We start from the raw sequence: 16949 nt of genomic DNA, 5'->3' as shown, positions 1-16949 counted from the left end.
AACTATCTATACTATTGAAACATTCCTGTTACATAAGGTTGATAGAATGGTAATAAATTCATAGTCACAAAGGAGAAAAAAGAATGAAAAAGCATATTTTTTCACTTGGTGCAACGGCACTTGTTTCAATGGGAATTGCAGGCATGGCATCAGCAGACGCGGAAACTTATAAAGTTCAGTCGGGCGACACGCTTTATAGCATTTCAAAAAAATATAATGTATCGGTGAAAGACTTACAAGCATGGAATAACTTATCATCCACTATTATTTATACAAATCAAACCTTACATATTAGTAGTTCAGCTGATACGCATACAGCATCACCAACATCTTCTACATCCCAAAATACATATAAAGTTCAATCAGGTGATACGCTTTATCGCATTGCAAAATCTCATGGTTTATCAGTTGAGCAACTAAAACAGTATAATAACTTATCATCCAATATTATTTACGTTAACCAAGTGCTAACTGTAAATGGGGCCAGCGCTGTAACAGCACCAGCCGATAAAAAAATAGAGCAACCCCAACAACAGGCTCCTACTAGTACATATAAAGTGAAGCCAGGAGATACGTTGTGGAGCATTGCCCAAAGGCATGGTATTTCAGTTTCAACATTACAGCAGCTAAACGGCTTATCAGCAAACACAATTTACATTAATCAAACGCTTAAAGTAAATGGATCTGTTGCTCCAGCACCAGCTGCCCCTGAGGTATCGAATCCTGTATCTTCTAAGCCACAAACACCAAACCCTTCTGAAAATCAAGAAGTAAAAAAAGAATTTCAGGTTGTTGCTACGGCTTACACAGCTTTTTGTACTGGCTGTAGTGGTATTACAAAGACAGGAATTGACCTACGTGCAAATCCAAATCAAAAAGTAATTGCTGTTGATCCATCTATTATTCCTCTTGGGTCACGCGTATACGTAGATGGATACGGAGAAGCAATTGCAGGCGATACGGGTGGTGCTATTAAAGGGAATCGTATTGACGTTTTTATTCCATCTCAAAGCGACGCGATGAAGTGGGGCCGTAAAACAGTTACAGTTAAAGTATTAAACTAAAAGAAGCCTACGGGGCTTCTTTTTTATTTTAGTGTTTAAGCCTCACCTTAAAGGGAATAGGAATTCTAAGACAACAACGTAGACGTTTCAACTATTTAGATTGCTATACTGGAGGTTATCACTATGAATATTGGCACCTTATATTTTCCAACGAGCGTATTATTATTAGTTGTTTTATTATTAGGAGGCCTTTACTTTTATTTTAAAAGACGCCGCAAACATAATAAAAAGTAAAAAGAAGCTATTGTAGCTTCTTTTTTAAACGCTCTTTGTTTAACGATTATAAAATTGAAAATCCTTCTTGATTTTAGGTAGCTCTCTTACTTCTTGAGACATTTCATTTCCACACATTGGGCAATTATAATCTGACGTCACAAAATCTTCTCTCATCCATCCGTTACACGAGTCAGACTGGCACGCATAAACATTTGTATCCATCATCTGAGTAACCTGTTCTTCCATACCTTTTTTCGCAAAATACATGAGCACAGCTCCCTTTTTTTCTTAGTATATGGAAAAAACGCTTTTTTATTTAAGGTATTGTGACAAACTATGTCAAAATTTACATTTGTTTGTTTTGAATCTCTTTGATAAATTGTATATAATTACATAGTGAACAATTATATTGAAGGAGTTTAAAATGACCGATTTATTTTCAAGATTAAAGTTAGAAAATCAGCTTTGTTTTTCTATTTATGCTACGTCACGTGAAATTACAAAAGTGTATAAGCCTCTTTTAGATAAAATTGGCGTTACGTACCCACAGTACTTAGCTCTTCTTGTCCTATGGGAGCATGGAAGAGTCAGCGTAAAGAAAATGGGAGAACTCTTATACCTAGATTCTGGTACGCTAACTCCGATGCTGAAACGTATGCAAGAGCAAGAGCTTGTAATCCGTGAACGCTCTCAGGAAGATGAGCGCGTTGTATTAGTAAGCTTAACAGAAAAAGGCGCTTCACTTCGAGATAAAGCTTGTCAAATTCCAGATGAAGTATTTAATATGACAGATTACTCTCCTGAAGAGCTAGCAAATTTAAAACAAATGCTTCACCAGCTGTTAAACGCTATCCATAGTCACAATGGAAAAAGCCAATAAAAAAGCAGTGCACTTTTGTGCACTGCTTTTTTATTCAGCCGTCGTATTTAACGTTACGTCAATGTTCCCTCTAGTTGCTTTTGAATATGGACAAAATTCATGTGCTGCCTTCACTAGCTTTTCAGCCTCTTCTTGAGATACCCCTTTTAAATGAGCGTTTAACGTTACTGCTAACTTAAACCCATCATCAGCTGGGTCTTTCATTAAGCTAACTTCAGCCGTAATTGATGATTCGATGGAATATTTTTGCTTTTTAGCAATTAGATTTAAAGCCCCGTCAAAGCAAGAAGCATATCCTGCTGCAAAAAGCTGCTCCGGATTCGTTCCTTCTTTTGTATTGTTTGGTGAAGGCATTACTAAATCTAGATTAATTAAGCCATCATCTGATTTGACATGCCCTTCACGCCCACCTACTGCTGTTGCTTTTGAAGTAAATAAAACTGACATCAAAATCACCTCATATACGTAATTGTAAAGTCCTTGCTCATGCAAAAAAGCTCTTGCACGCTCTATGGATATATTACCCTTTTAGAGTGGATTGAAACATGTCGTTCTATACTCTCTTCTATTATTTTTTTAACCCCTTTCGTATAATTTCATCACCATATTTACTTTGAAGCTGCTGAACTGCTTTATAGAGCGGTTCATCTTTTACGTGCCGTTCATATGTAAATAAACTAAGCTGCTCTTGATTTCGATCGTTCATTCGTTCTACTTGTAGAGCTGCTACCCCTAACAAGCGAACTGGTTCACCGTTCCAATGCTTTTGAAGCAACTTGTTTACCCAATGAAGCAACACTTTTGACTGATTGGTCCACTGATCAATGGTTTGGGTTCTTGTAATTGTTTTGAAATTACTATAGCGAATGGTTAACTGAATCGTTTTGCTGACTACTTTTTTGGCATGCATTCGCTTACTAACAGACTCAGCGAGATCATTTAAAATCGGTACCATCTCCCGATCATCCGTCATATTTTTCGCTAATGTTTTTGAATGTCCAATCGACTTAAATTCCGACCTGCGATTTGGATTTACAGGTCGATCGTCAATCCCATTAGCTCTTTGCTTCATTTCTACTCCTCTTACTCCAACTGTGGCCTTTAGCTTATGATCATCTGCGTGCGCTAGCTCTTCAATCGTATGGATATGAACGGCATTCAACTTCTCAGCGGTTTTATTACCTATACCATGCATATAAACCACTGGGTGTGGCCAAAGTTTCTGATGAACATCGCGCTTTCTTAAAATTGTAATTCCAAGCGGTTTTTTCATGTTGCTTGCCGTTTTAGCTAAAAACTTATTTGGTGCAATGCCGATTGAGACCGGTATTTGTAACTCATTCAAAAGATCGTTCTGTATTCGCTGTGCAATCTCGAGTGGCGTACCTTGATGAAAGCAATCCGTTATATCTAGATATCCTTCGTCAATAGAAGCAGGCTCAAGAATAGAAGAGATCGTTGATAAATAAGAAAACATTTGCGCTGATACTTTGCGATAAAGAGTAAAATCTGGTTTTAACACAATTAGCTGAGGAAAAATTTTTTTAGCTTCCCATAATGGCATCGGTGCATATATTCCTTTATTGCGAGCCGCATAGTTGCACGTTACCACAATCCCTCTACGCTCTTTTGGGTTACCCGCAATGGCCATAGGTTTTCCTTTCAGCGCCGGATTACGCGCTTCTTCCACCGATGCATAAAAAGCATTAACATCAATATGCAATATGACTCTTCCCTTTTTTGGATACATGCCTTTCAACACACTCACCTTCTTTCTATCCGAACCAACAGAATATATGTTCTTATTTTAAACCAAAAAACAATTAATGTGAATAATTCTATAGCGGTTTGTAATATGATGGACAAAGAGTAAAAAACGGGCGGATTGTTTGATGAACATCCCTTTGAAGCATTCGTATACTATAATAACTTTGACAAAAATGGGGGAAACGCCGTGGTGGATCAGATTATCACAGTAATTCAACAGTTTGGATATGGATATTTCTTTTTATTAATCATCATTGGTGCTAATTTCACACCTATTCCAGATCCTCTCTTTATTATGCTTGCAGGTAACCATGCCACTCTTTCTACTTTTCACCCTCTTATTGCTTTTCTCTTGACTTACAGTGCCATGATGCTTAGCTTATATGTTAAATTCTTATTTGCTAGATGGTTTCGCAAGCAAACAATAAAAGCTCTCTCTCAATCACGCTTTCAAAAAAAGCGATATGAAATTGAAAACCTCATTACCTCATACGGTTCCTTCGGCATTATGCTCAGCTTCTTCTTGCCGGGAATGCGACACGTTATGCCATTATTTTTAGGAACAACGAAAATGCCTCACCTTAATTATATAACAACAACATTTTCATTTGGATTGGTTTGGACGTTTGCGTTTTTTTTATGGGGGTTTAAAGTTGATGATGCCGCTTCATTTGAAACCATTTCTCAATTCACTATTTTGTTTATTGCCATCAGTGTTGGAAGCTTAGCCTATAAAAAGCGAAAAATGCGTAGTAAAGAATGAAAAAAGCCAATCCTCTAAGTAGAAGATTGGCTTCTTTCACATAAGCTGATATGCATAATGCTTCATGAATAGCTTTCGTGCTCGATAAAGTGCAGACTTAATAGTCGTGACTTTCATGTTAAATTGTTCAGAAAGCTCTTCATATTTTAAACCATACTCATATTTTAAGATCAATAGGTTTTTATATTGAGGCTTTAATTTATTTAAAGCTTTTACATATTGCTCAAATTGCTCTTTGGATAATACAAAATCCATCGGTGCATTTTTTAGCTCTGTTGGTCCCTGTGTTAGCACATAGCGAGTATGAACGGAATTTTTTCTGATTAAATCACAGCGCTTATTTAAAGCAACTCGAAACAACCAAGCTCTTTCTTTCCCCTGTTCAACTTTATGTTGATTTTCTAAGTATTTCATCGCTACATCTTGCGTGATATCTTCAGCATCTTGCTTGCTGACACCTCGCTTTTGCAAATAAGCTAGCACCTGTCGCAAATATGGTTCAATATTGCTAGCACTCATATTTCTTCTCCCTTTATTTTAGTAATTTTTCTTTAATAAAGTCTGGAACTGTCTCCTCAGTAAATTCCTGGATTTCAGGAGTACTAGGATCTTCTTTATAATAGATACCGACTAAATAAGCTCCGTTGCTTGCCCAAGATACGGTTTCTAAAATTTCTTCTTTTTGATCGTTATTCTTCACTTCAATCGTTTTCTCAGATTCTACTAATGAAGGAAATTCTTCGTCTGCATAAAAGTCTATTTCATGCTGATGTGGATTTTTTAGCACAACTATTTTTTCAATATCTTCTGGTAATACACGCACTTTGTTATATAGGCCTTTCTTCTTTAGCCAATCGCTCACTTCATCATACGATTTTTCCCAGGTTACGTGTTGCTTATTTTTGCCTTGGCCCGTATTGAAATCAATATAAGCCCATGGTCCGCGCTCGCTGTACATTTCTTCAAATGTTTCGTTTTTCATCGACGTTTTTAGTATTTCAGCAAGCGCTTTAATATCTTCTGGGTTGCGAATGCTAGCTTGCTTACTAATTTGTCCATCCGAGGTAATTTGTACATTTGTAACATCACTCATATCTCCACTTCGTAAAAATGGATTAAAGTTTTCTTTAAACTCTTTTGTTTCAGCGATTTTCTTATACAGTGGATGATACGCTTTAAAGTTCAACTCATACTCACGCACAAGCGTCTTGCCGTTTTTAAGCTTATAGGCAATTGCTGCTGTGCGCCCATCATCTCCTTGAATATCCTTACTTGTCATTGAGACTGGATTCTTTGCTAATTGTTCATGTAGCCGATGAATTGCTTCAACTGCTTCTTGACTCGTATAGTAATAAGGAGGAACATACTCGTTTCCATATTCTGTGTACTGTTCACTGGTTGGATCTTCAGTAAGTAAATAGGTTCCTTCTTCGAAATAAACACTTTCTACTTCATTTAGTGCAGGAACCTTTGATTCATAGCCAAACGCATCAATATGAACAAATGCACCAATAGCAAAGAAAATAGCTAATGAAATCACATATCCTTTCCAATACTTAGCGATTCGCCACGTTTTGTGTAAAATGACCTGAGCAACAATATACCCAATAAGAGCACCTAACACATAGCCAAAGACCATCCATCCAAATGTTCCTTGCATGGACCCAAAATAAACACCGCCAACAAGTAGCGCACATGTAGTCACACCGTAAACAAAAATTGGTTTCACCCATTTAAATGAAATGGACTGAGTGGCCGCTTCGATATGACGCTTTTTATACGCGATGTATCCAATCGCATAAAAGATAATGATAAGTATGACGTAAATCCATGGACTAATTGTTAAATTCTTTTTCGTCATTAGCTCCGTCGCATGTAAAAACGGTATTAATTTTTCAGCACTTTTATTTAAATAATAATCAATTGGGAATCCATACCAATAGAATTTTAAATTTGATAAAAGAAGCATAACGAAGCCACCAGGTAAAAGAAACAGAACGTATAGGAAAATAGCTTGTAAGATTGAGATACCTGTGAACATTCCAAATGCTACTGTTCCAAAGAACACAACAAGGTTAAAAATAATTGTGTAACCTGCCCATACCATAATGTCTTTTGCTGTATAGAGATCTGTAACGTTTAACATCCCTTTTACAAGGCCGATTATACCTGCTGTAATTACCACCGGCACGACAAGAATTGCGATACCCACAATGATGTTTTGGTGATATAAAGCTTCTCTTCGAACTGGCAAACTATGAAAATAGTCTGCTGCTGCTTTGGTTTGAATATAACGGAATAAAAAAACCGCGAGTAACACCGGTACTGTAAACATAAAGACAAGCTGTAAGCCATCGAATAGCTCAAATAATGTCTTAATCTTTTCTGGCTTAAATTCTGGATTGCCCGTATACTTCATTAGAAGCTGGAGAGGAAGAGCAAACAAAAGAAGGAATGAGTAAACTAATCCGATCCACCCTACGCTTCTAAATGACTGTGTGAACAGCCCTCGATTAAACGATGATATTTTCGATGGCATAACCAACATCCCCCATTTCGTAAATAAAGATTTCTTCGAGCGTAAGCGGTAAAATATCAAATACAAGCGGCTTGTATGATTGAATGCGAGACGCTAGCTTATTTTCTTTACCACGTACAATACAAAGAAGTACGCTTCCTCGCTTCTCTTCGTATAAGATTTCCAAGTCTTCATGAAACGCAAGCGGTACGTCGCCTTTAAAAGCTACTTGAATCTTGTGAATATCTGATTTCAAATCGTCAAGGTCTTTTTCAATTAACAGCTGTCCTTGATGCAAAATGCCCACATGATCACATAAATCCTCCACTTCACGAAGGTTATGAGAGGAAATTAAAATGGTCATCTCGCGTTCCGCTACGTCTTGCACTAGTAAATTCTTGATTTTTTGACGCATAACAGCATCCAGCCCATCTAGAGGCTCATCTAATATTAAAATATCCGGCATCGTGGATAAAGCGAGCCAAAATGCTACTTGTCGCTGCATCCCTTTCGACATACGGTGTACCTTTTTCTTCAAGTCAATTGGAAATGCCTGCTTTAACTGCTGAAAACGTTCTTCGTTCCACGTTGGGTACATATTCTTGTAAAATTGCGCAAGCTGCTTAATCGTGGATTGTGCAAAAAAGTACGGAATGTCTGGAAGAAAAATGATGCTTTGCTTAAGAGCCACATTTTCAAATACTTCTTCATTGTCAATATGTATGCTCCCTGAATTTTGACGATAAATGCCCGCAATTGTTTTTAATAATGTTGTTTTACCTGCACCGTTGGACCCAAGCAAACCATAAATAGATCCTTTTTTAACAGTTAGAGAAACATTGTTTAATACTTTTATATCTTCAAAGGATTTTTTTACTTCGGTTAATTCAATCATCACTTTCTCCCCCTTTGACGGTTTGTTCAGCTTGTGAAATAAGTGATAAGATTTCTTCTTTTCCCATTCCTAAATACATCGCTTCAGCAATAAGCTTTACTAAATCCTCTTTCATTTTTTTCACCTTTTCATTGTTTAATAGTTCCGATTGCGCCGTCACAAAACTTCCTTTTCCAGGAATTGAATAAATATAATTTTGATGTTCTAGCTCTCGATATGCTTTTTGAATTGTATTAGGGTTAATTGTTAGTTCTTTCGCTAGCAAGCGTACAGACGGCAGTTTCTCGTCTGCTTTAAAAACCTCATGGATAATTAGCTCTTTTAACTTATCAACTAATTGTTCATAAATAGGCTTACGACTACGAATATCTAAATCAAACATACTTTCCCTCCTCTCCATCACATTTATCATTCATCATGATCGTATGTTCAGGTGTACTAACCGTACTAACTGTACTACATGTGTTACTACAGTTAGTATTATACAACGTTATCTGGAAAAAACAAGTACTTTTGTGACTTTTATTACAAAAAGGTAACAAACAGATTAGCTAACGTAATTCAATTCGATAACTTATAAATCTGATAAGGAAAATAGGTATTAAGCTATCTATTAACAAAAACTTACTATATAATGAACTCATAAGATGTTTTATGTAAGGAGCGATTTACCATGTATTACGACGCATTGCGAACCTTTGTGACGGTTGTAGAAGAGAAAAGCTTTACAAAAGCTGCTGAAAAATTGTTAATTTCGCAACCAAGCGTAAGCGTACATATAAAAAATTTAGAAAAAGAGTTTCAAACCTCATTGTTTTTACGTTCGCCTAAATTATTAAAAATTACGCCAAGCGGCGAGATCCTTTATACTCGTGCGAAGCAAATGATTCAAATATATGAGCACACGAAGCGAGATATTTATGAACATCACCACTTAGTTAAAGGCACTTTAACAATTGGAGCTAGCTTCACAATTGGTGAATACGTTCTTCCTTCGTTTCTCGCTAAGCTTCAAGCACAGTATCCCGATATCAACGTAAACGTAACGATTGGCAACACAAAGGAAATTGCGCAGCTGGTTCGACACTTTAAGTTAGATGTAGGATTAATTGAAGGACAAACCGATGACCATGAGCTCCATATTGAACCGTTTATGGAAGATGAGCTCGTGGTTGTAGCGGGTACGGCTCATCCATTAGCAGCACAGCAGCACGTTGCAATAAGCGAGCTTCAAAACGAAGGTTGGGTTGCGCGCGAAACAGGGTCTGGTACAAGAGCCTATCTTGATCTGATGATGAGTTCAAATGGACTAAAAATGAAGAGCATGTTAACCATCAGCAGCAATCAAGGAGTTAAGGAAGCAGTTATGCAGAACTTAGGATTATCGGTCCTTTCAAAATCCGCTATAAAACAAGATGTGGCACAAGGCAATTTAGCTATCTTAAACCTTGACACTGAACCATTTAAACGGAAATTTTCGTATATTTATCCGACCACGAATGGACAAAATAAAATCGTAGAACTGTTTTTACATCTGTTAACGTCTAACTAATAAAAAGCACACTTCAAAAAATTGAAGTGTGCTTTTTCACCTAATCACGCCTGTTGGAATACAAATTGGAGATTGATCCACCTGGTTTTTAATAATCGTTGAAGATAAACGAAAAACGTCTTCAATCATTTTCTCTGTAAAGACCTCTTCAGGTGGACCTTCCTTATAAATAGTTCCTTCAGAGATACTAATTAAGTAATCACCATAGCGAGCAGCTTGATTTAGGTCATGCAGAACCATCAAAATTGTTCGCTTATGTTGTTGATTCAACGAACGCAATAGTTCTAACACTTCGATTTGGTGAGCCAAATCAAGATACGTCGTTGGCTCATCGAGCAGCAAAAGGTCCGTTCCTTGAGCAAGAGCCATCGCAATCCATGCTCGCTGACGTTATCCACCTGAAAGAGCATCAAGCGTACGTTCACTGAAAGCATCCATGCGCGTTGCACGCAAAGCTTCGTCAACAATTTGGTGATCTTCTTGCGTATACCTTGCAAATAGCCCTTTATGAGGGTGGCGTCCATAGTAACAAAGCTCTTTAACAGTTAAATCTTCGGGTGCTTCGGGAGACTGCGGTAAAATTGCTAGCTGCTTCGCTACTTCTTTAGACGAATGACGGTGAATATCTTTTCCGTTTAAATAGATGCTTCCTTTTGATGGCTTTAAAAGTCGAGCTAATGACCGAAGAATTGTTGACTTCCCACATCCGTTTCGCCAAGTTCATGCTTAACGGTTACGGTTTCACCACTTTTTCATCAGTGGACTTAGACTCTTCAGCCGCTCCTCCACAAGCTCCTAAGAACAATAGTCCTGATAAAGCAGCAACCATTCCTAAGCTTTTTTTCATTCTTATACTCTTCATATGTACTTCCTCCTACTGCATATAAACCTTACCGTATATGATAATCATTATCATTAATACTAGACGTTTCAATTAGAACACTCAATAGTTTTCTCACAATTTGGTAGATAGTCTTAGTAAACAAATAGTATTATGACAAAAACAAACCGCTTCTTTCACGTCGAAAGAAGCGGTTTGTTTTTGTCATAATACATACGTAGCAAGTGCTTTTTGCACCTCATAAATATTTTTGTCTTTACGAAACTCTTTTACGATTGGAGCCGTTGAGCTTGAAACCCAGATAACAAGTTCTGCGTCTAAATCAAATGTTCCAGCCGTTTCGACGCTAAAGTGCGTAATATTTCTATATGGAATGGAATGATAGCTGGTTTTCTTGCCAGTTACACCTTGCTTATCAATTAAAATTAATCGCTTGTTTGAAAAAACAAAGATATCTCGGATCAGTTTAAACGCATGCTCTACCTGTTCTCCCTGTACCAAAATGTCTCGCAAATCTTTTTCTACTGAAGACACGCTTACTTCAGATGCATTGCCCATTAAACCATCTAGTAAACCCATATGATTCACTCCTTTACTGTTCCTACTGCTTTTACCCTATATTATAGGTTCATAAACAGCTGGTACTATTACATACGTTTCAAATGTAGTTATGTTTCAGTTTTTTTTACATAGATTGTAAAGTGAATTCAAAAAGAAAGGATGTTGTCATTGTTTTTTCATAAAAAAGAACTCCAATATCTTTCGAAACCCGACCGTCCTGATCCCGTTTTTGCCAGACAGCTGCAAGAAGTTTTAGGTGGACAGTTTGGCGAGATTTCAGTTGCCATGCAGTATCTGTTTCAAGGTTGGAACGTTCGAGGAAACGGTAAGTACAAAGATTTGTTAATGGATACTGGAACAGAGGAGTTAGCTCACATTGAAATGCTCGCCACTATGATTGCTAGGCTACTAGAAGGCGCACCAGTAGGAGATCTTGAAAAAGCTGCACAAGACCCTGTTATTGGAGCTATCCTTGGAGGTATGAACGTTCAGCATACGATTGTTTCAGGGCTTGGTGCGATGCCAGTTGACAGCATGGGTAACAAATGGAATGCAGGTTATATTGCAGCAAGTGGAAATCTATTAGCAGACTTCAGAGCCAACTTAAACGCTGAGTCTCAAGGACGCTTACAAGTTGTTAGATTGTACGAATCAACAAACGATCGCGGTGTAAAAGATATGCTTTCATGGCTCATCGCCCGTGATACTATGCATCAAAATCAGTGGATTGCCGCCATTAAAGAACTAGAAGCAAAAGAAAACGTTGTTGTGCCTAGTACCTTCCCGAAAGAATTAGAAAAGCAAGAAGTTTCGTATGTGCTGTTTAATTTTTCTGAGGGTGAAAAAAGCGCGACAGGACGGTGGGCTAGCGGTACGAGTATGGATGGCCTTGGAACGTTTCAATACGTGCAGCAGCCTGAAGCATATGGTGGTAAACCTAACTTAAACCCTGCTCCTTTTTATATTCATAATACACTTCCAAAAAACTTACGCCCTTCTTCTCATACACTTCCTCCTTCACATATGTAAACAAATCTTTTCTCCATCACAGGTTGATGGAGATTTTTTTATCATTGCTCTTTACTTTCTGTTAGGATAAGAGTTAGATACTGAATTTTTCTTTACAGGAGATGACAAAATGATTGAAAGAATTTATTATACGTCCCCTTATACAACAAAGTGGACTGCTTCTATTTTATCTGCATTTGAAAGCAACAATCATTATTACGTTGAGCTAAACAAAACTGCTTTTTATCCTGAAGGTGGTGGTCAACCATCTGATACTGGTACTATCGCAGGTCATAAAGTATTAGATGTCGTGGAAAAAGATCATTCCGTCTTCCACGAAATTGACACATTATTAGAAGTAGATACTCAAGTAGAGTGTGAGATTAATTGGAACCGTCGCTTTGATCATATGCAGCAACATACAGGGCAACATTTGCTCTCAGCAATCTTAAGCGATGTGTTTAACATACATACTGTAAGTTTTCATTTAGGCAAAGATATCGCTTCAATTGATGTAAATGTTTCTTCCATTGATGAAGATACGTTAATAGAAATTGAACAAACAGTAAATAAAGCCATTTATGCGAATAAACCGTTAAGCACATATTATGTATCACAAGATCAGTTATCAACTCTTTCTCTTCGTAAAATGCCTGATTTAGAGGATGAGCAAATTCGAATCGTCGAGATTGATACGCTAGATATTTCAGCGTGCTGCGGAACCCACGTAAGAAGCACGGGAGAGCTAGGTATTATTAAGCTATTGAAAACTGAAAAACAGCGAGGACAAATTCGATTATTTTTCAAATGCGGCATGAGAGCGCTAAAAGATTATGAACAAACTCACCGCATTCTTTCTCACGTCAGCCACCATTTTAGTACAAAAAGTGAGCTTGTCTTAGAGAGATTAGAAAAACTAGAAGCTGATTTCAAAATACTTAGCAAACAAAACGAAGTACTAAAATCTGAAAATGCTCATTACTTAGCTCAATCTCTTCTTGATAAAAAGCAAGGTATTGTTTTAGTTCATGAATTTGAAGATAAAACGTTAAAGGATGGACAAGCTATTATTAAGCAGCTGCTTCAAACTGAGAATATGATTGGTATTTTCTCCTCCTCTTTAGAACCAAAAGTTATATTAGCACATAGTACCGATAGAATTCACAGCGGAAACCTCTTTAAAGAGCATCTTAATCGATTTAATGGAAAAGGTGGCGGAGGTATAAACCAAGCGCAGGCGCAGTTTTCAACGACGGAAGATCGTAACCACTTTATCTCCTATCTCCAAGAATACTTACAAAAAGTATAAAAAAACCACGCGTTAAGCGTGGTTTTTTATAAGTAATAGCTAATAAACAATCCAACTGACAACAATAGTCCGAAGAATGTATTTGTTTGCGCAGTAGATTTCATTGCAACAATCATATTCATCGGTGGCGTACCCGACACAAATCCTTTAATAGCTCTAATTGGTTTTGGGATACTTAAGAAAACTAACAGCGCAAATGCACCAACCACTCCTGTTATGACAAGAACAACAATCCAAATATATGAAATAACAAATAAAAATCCAAGAAAATAAACTGCTTTCTTTTCGCCTAGTAAAATGGCTAGCGTTTTACGTCCGCCTTTTGTGTCTTCTTCGATATCACGAATATTATTGGATAAGTTAATTGCCCCAACTAAAAAAGCAATAGGAATTGAAACAAGAATACTTTCTGTCGTTATGAAGTCCGTTTGAATATAAAAAGAAATTAAAATAAACAGAGCCCCCATACATACACCCGCAAACAGCTCTCCAAAAGGTGTATAAGCAATCGGCAGTGGTCCTCCTGTATATAAATACCCAATTGCCATACCGAATAGTCCGACAAGCGCTAACCACCATGTACTGCTCATACAGATGTAAACACCTAATAATAAAGAAAGTCCATAGCAAGCTAAGGCAAGCTGCAACACGGTTTTCGGCTTCATTCCATCGCGCACAATGGCACCGCCAATCCCTACTGAGTCTTCCGTATCTAGCCCTCTTTTAAAATCATAGTATTCATTAAATAAGTTCGTCGCGATTTGAATAAACAAACACGCAAAAAGCATGGCTAAAAATAACCATACATCAACTTGTCCAACATACATTGCCATCACTGTTCCAATTAACACCGGTACAAACGAAGCTGTTAATGTATGGGGACGAGTTAACTGCCACAGTACTGTTTTTAGCGGTCTTTTAGGTTGAGCGTAACTCGTTTGACTCATCATCCTCTTCCTTTCATTTTAAAAGTGAACATGTCACCTTTCTCTTTCTAGTTGATAATTGTAGAAAGCGACCATACACAGCTTACATATTTCTAAAAAACAAGTAAACGTTTTTATTTTAATACTACTTTTTATTATCTGGTACAGCTTTTCCTATTCAACGCCTATCCATTATAACAAAAAGTTCACACATTCGACATAGAATTATATCAAAAAAATAACGATTGGAAGTTGGTCAACGTCTGTGGCAAAGCACTACATGTAAAAGAGTTTGGGACATAACAAAATGATTGCTTCTAAAAGACGAACAATAGCTGTTCCCATCTCTTTAGTTTGTCTGAACACGTTCGTTCCATTGCGCTACGGCCACTCGCTTTCCAAACGGTTTTTCCCAATCAACAAAAAGCCTGAACGATTAAAAGTTGTGAACTCTCAATCGTTCAGGTATAGTAGGGGCTGAACTACTTATGTCTCAGTCTCTCTTCTTTGTTCATACGACGCAAAAATAAAGCGACCTTGATCATAAAATACGTAACCTCTTCAGGTACGGCTTCTTTAATTGGCTTTAGCTTATCATCTCCGACCAATTCAACCGCTTCGTTGACAAGCTCTTGCTGTTTAGTTGTTAAAATGGTATGCCAATCTATTTCGTACCCTTCTTCGGCACATTTAAATAAATGATTTTCAACTGTTTGCGTACTTAATTCTCGCTTTGCTGCAATCTCTTGAATGGAGGAACCCTCTCTCCACATTTGATAAGACTCTAGATGAGACCCTTGCTTAGATGCACTTTTTGCTTTTTTTTCCCTCTGTACTTCAATGATCTGCCTCTCCCGGTCAGGGTGTTCAGCGCAAAAGCTCACAATCGCTTTAATAAAGCGATCTCCATACTTATCAAGCTTTTGGGAACCTACTCCTTTTACATTCTCAAACTCAGATACCGTCTCAGGAAGCTTTGCACACATATCCCGAAGCGTATCGTCTGAAAAAATAACAAAAGGAGGAACGTTTTCAAGCTCGGCTATTTCTTTTCGTAAAGCGCGCAGGTGCATAAACAGCTCATCATCCTGCACAAGCTGATTCACTTGAATTTGTTCTTTTCTCATTACTTTTTCTTCACCAAGAAGTACCCCTTTTCCCTTAGCTGCGACAGAAAGAGTTGGAAAAGACCCTTGTCCAACCAAAATATACTGCTCTGAAATAAGAAATTCGATAAACTCACTTACTTCTTTTAACGACTGCTTGCTCATTACTCCATAGGTAGAGAGTTGGTCAAAGCGAAAGTCTAGAATCTTTTTGTTTTTAGAACCCGTTAATACTTGAGCAATCATTGTCTTACCAAAACGCTCTCCCATTCGAATCATACAAGATAAAACCTTTTGTGTATCAACCGTTACATCAACAGCTGTACGAGTATCTGTACAGTTGCTACAGCGACCGCAAGCATGAGCTTCCTCTTCACCAAAGTAGTGTAAAATGTATGCCTGCAAACATTCTTCTGTGTGACAATAATTTACCATTTGCTGTAGCTTCTCCAGATCTTGAACAAGCTTTCCTGAATGGTTAGTTGACTGCTCAATTAAAAAGCGCTGAACGCGAATATCCTGAGCCGAATATAAAACTATACACTCACTCGGCAAACCATCTCGCCCTGCGCGACCCGCTTCTTGATAATAGCTTTCCATGTTTTTTGGAAGCTGATAGTGAATGACGAAACGAATATTGGACTTGTCAATTCCCATTCCGAAAGCAGAGGTAGCAACCATAAGGGTTACGTCATCCTGTAAAAAGCGGTTTTGCTCATGATCTCGACTTGATGCACTCATTCCAGCGTGATATTTCCCCACTTGTATACCTAAGCTTTGCAAATGTTCATGTAAACTGTCCACTTCTTGGCGCGTTGCGGCATAGATAATACCAGCTTCTTGCTCATTTTTCTTTACATACTCATCGATATAAGATAGGCGGTCTTGCCCTTTAACAACGGTAAACGACAGATTAGAACGCTCAAACCCTGTCATGACCGTATTTTGTTCCTGAATTTGTAAAGCTGTACAAATATCTTCTCGAACCTGAGGCGTAGCAGTAGCCGTCAGCCCAACCACTATTGGCTTGCTCGGTAGCTCGGAAATTAAGCTGCTGATGCGTAGATAGCTAGGCCTAAAATCATGGCCCCACTGTGAAATACAGTGTGCTTCATCAACCGCGATTAAAGGGATAGGTAACGATTTAAGTTGCTCAAAGAAAAACGGTGACTCTAGGCGTTCCGGTGCTATGTATAAAAGTTTATACACACCAAGAGAAACTTCTTCTAATCTCTCTTCCACTTCTGACGATGTGAGTGAGCTGTTAATATACGTTGCTGATATTCCAGCTTCATTCAGCGCGTCCACCTGATCCTTCATTAGGGAAATCAGTGGCGAAATAACGATTGTTGTTCCTTCTAATAAAAGTGATGGGATTTGATAACAAATGGACTTCCCTCCACCTGTAGGCATGATACAAGCGGTATTATGACCTTCTAAAATATGACGTATCGTCTGCTCTTGCCCTTGGCGGAAGCTGTCGTAGCCAAAATAAGTTTTCAACTGTGATAACGCTTTTTCAAATAACAAAGAAACTCCTCCT

General features: G+C 37.8%; 18 protein-coding genes and 1 pseudogene. 7 read left to right on the top strand and 12 right to left on the bottom strand.

From position 1 onward, the window contains the following. The first annotated feature begins 83 nt into the window (after window positions 1–83). Complete coding sequence (locus tag LZP85_RS07875; RefSeq protein WP_119543370.1) at window positions 84–1064, top strand: LysM peptidoglycan-binding and 3D domain-containing protein; 981 nt, start codon at window positions 84–86, stop codon at window positions 1062–1064. A 123-nt stretch (window positions 1065–1187) separates the two neighbouring features. Then, complete coding sequence (locus tag LZP85_RS07870; protein WP_224840172.1) at window positions 1188–1298, top strand: LPXTG cell wall anchor domain-containing protein; 111 nt, start codon at window positions 1188–1190, stop codon at window positions 1296–1298. 39 nt (window positions 1299–1337) lie between these two features. On the opposite strand, the gene LZP85_RS07865 is transcribed toward LZP85_RS07870, so the two are convergent. Beyond that, on the bottom strand, window positions 1338–1547 hold the full coding sequence (locus tag LZP85_RS07865; protein ID WP_025908450.1) for a cold-inducible protein YdjO-related protein: 210 nt from the start codon (window positions 1545–1547) through the stop codon (window positions 1338–1340). Between the two features lie 157 nt (window positions 1548–1704). Here LZP85_RS07865 and LZP85_RS07860 point away from each other — a divergent pair, with 157 nt between their 5' ends. Next, a complete protein-coding gene (locus LZP85_RS07860; protein WP_119543368.1) occupies window positions 1705–2160 on the top strand; it encodes a MarR family winged helix-turn-helix transcriptional regulator in 456 nt (151 codons plus the stop codon). Between the two features lie 30 nt (window positions 2161–2190). Here the strand turns inward: LZP85_RS07860 and LZP85_RS07855 are convergent, their stop codons facing one another. Together LZP85_RS07855 and LZP85_RS07850 are read right to left on the bottom strand one after the other, a co-directional pair. Further along, a complete protein-coding gene (locus LZP85_RS07855) occupies window positions 2191–2610 on the bottom strand; it encodes an organic hydroperoxide resistance protein (RefSeq protein ID WP_025908452.1) in 420 nt (139 codons plus the stop codon). Between the two features lie 118 nt (window positions 2611–2728). Continuing rightward, a complete protein-coding gene (locus LZP85_RS07850; protein WP_224840204.1) occupies window positions 2729–3910 on the bottom strand; it encodes a DNA polymerase IV in 1182 nt (393 codons plus the stop codon). 204 nt (window positions 3911–4114) lie between these two features. On the opposite strand from LZP85_RS07850, the gene LZP85_RS07845 reads away from it, so the two are divergent. Further along, window positions 4115–4690 (top strand): DedA family protein, encoded by a 576-nt coding sequence (locus LZP85_RS07845; RefSeq protein WP_025908453.1) that lies wholly within the window; start codon window positions 4115–4117, stop codon window positions 4688–4690. 36 nt (window positions 4691–4726) lie between these two features. On the opposite strand, the gene LZP85_RS07840 is transcribed toward LZP85_RS07845, so the two are convergent. From LZP85_RS07840 to LZP85_RS07825, 4 genes are read right to left on the bottom strand one after another with little or no spacing between them, the layout of a single operon-like run. Continuing rightward, complete coding sequence (locus LZP85_RS07840; protein ID WP_061786639.1) at window positions 4727–5209, bottom strand: RNA polymerase sigma factor; 483 nt, start codon at window positions 5207–5209, stop codon at window positions 4727–4729. Window positions 5210–5222: 13 nt separating this feature from the next. After that, window positions 5223–7229, bottom strand: a complete 2007-nt coding sequence (locus tag LZP85_RS07835) for a DUF6449 domain-containing protein (RefSeq protein WP_119543366.1) — start codon at window positions 7227–7229, stop codon at window positions 5223–5225. Next, window positions 7204–8103 (bottom strand): ABC transporter ATP-binding protein, encoded by a 900-nt coding sequence (locus LZP85_RS07830; RefSeq protein ID WP_025910217.1) that lies wholly within the window; start codon window positions 8101–8103, stop codon window positions 7204–7206. The genes LZP85_RS07835 and LZP85_RS07830 overlap by 26 nt, the downstream gene beginning before the upstream one ends. Further along, a complete protein-coding gene (locus LZP85_RS07825; RefSeq protein WP_025910218.1) occupies window positions 8096–8485 on the bottom strand; it encodes a GntR family transcriptional regulator in 390 nt (129 codons plus the stop codon). Before LZP85_RS07825 ends, LZP85_RS07830 begins: the two co-directional genes overlap by 8 nt. A gap of 291 nt (window positions 8486–8776) precedes the next feature. Here LZP85_RS07825 and LZP85_RS07820 point away from each other — a divergent pair, with 291 nt between their 5' ends. Then, on the top strand, window positions 8777–9655 hold the full coding sequence (locus LZP85_RS07820) for a LysR family transcriptional regulator (RefSeq protein WP_025910220.1): 879 nt from the start codon (window positions 8777–8779) through the stop codon (window positions 9653–9655). 36 nt (window positions 9656–9691) lie between these two features. Here LZP85_RS07820 and LZP85_RS07815 read toward each other — a convergent pair. The 3 genes and pseudogenes from LZP85_RS07815 to LZP85_RS07810 form a co-directional block, all read right to left on the bottom strand. Beyond that, a pseudogene (locus LZP85_RS07815) lies at window positions 9692–10366 on the bottom strand (ABC transporter ATP-binding protein); the annotation flags it as partial. 22 nt (window positions 10367–10388) lie between these two features. Further along, window positions 10389–10517: a hypothetical protein gene (locus LZP85_RS20735; protein ID WP_259344285.1), complete on the bottom strand. Its 129-nt coding sequence runs from the start codon at window positions 10515–10517 to the stop codon at window positions 10389–10391. 183 nt (window positions 10518–10700) lie between these two features. After that, window positions 10701–11075: a PH domain-containing protein gene (locus tag LZP85_RS07810; protein ID WP_025910221.1), complete on the bottom strand. Its 375-nt coding sequence runs from the start codon at window positions 11073–11075 to the stop codon at window positions 10701–10703. Window positions 11076–11225: 150 nt separating this feature from the next. Between LZP85_RS07810 and LZP85_RS07805 the strand changes: the two genes are divergently transcribed. Together LZP85_RS07805 and LZP85_RS07800 are read left to right on the top strand one after the other, a co-directional pair. Beyond that, entirely contained in the window at window positions 11226–12086 is an 861-nt protein-coding gene (locus LZP85_RS07805; RefSeq protein WP_025910223.1) for a manganese catalase, read from the top strand. Window positions 12087–12195: 109 nt separating this feature from the next. Further along, window positions 12196–13374 carry an alanyl-tRNA editing protein gene (locus tag LZP85_RS07800; RefSeq protein ID WP_119543365.1) on the top strand — a complete coding sequence of 393 codons (1179 nt, stop codon included), beginning with the start codon at window positions 12196–12198 and terminating at the stop codon, window positions 13372–13374. 26 nt (window positions 13375–13400) lie between these two features. Here LZP85_RS07800 and LZP85_RS07795 read toward each other — a convergent pair whose 3' ends face one another. After that, a complete protein-coding gene (locus LZP85_RS07795) occupies window positions 13401–14321 on the bottom strand; it encodes a 1,4-dihydroxy-2-naphthoate polyprenyltransferase (RefSeq protein ID WP_035320879.1) in 921 nt (306 codons plus the stop codon). Between the two features lie 461 nt (window positions 14322–14782). Continuing rightward, entirely contained in the window at window positions 14783–16936 is a 2154-nt protein-coding gene (gene recQ, locus LZP85_RS07790) for a DNA helicase RecQ (RefSeq protein ID WP_025910229.1), read from the bottom strand. Window positions 16937–16949 lie beyond the last annotated feature (13 nt).

It is taken from the genome of Priestia flexa, from assembly GCF_021441905.1.
Lineage (GTDB): Bacteria > Bacillota > Bacilli > Bacillales > Bacillaceae_H > Priestia > Priestia flexa.
The sequence above is the reverse complement of the archived record's forward strand: the minus strand, read 5'-3'. Positions and strand labels throughout refer to the sequence as shown.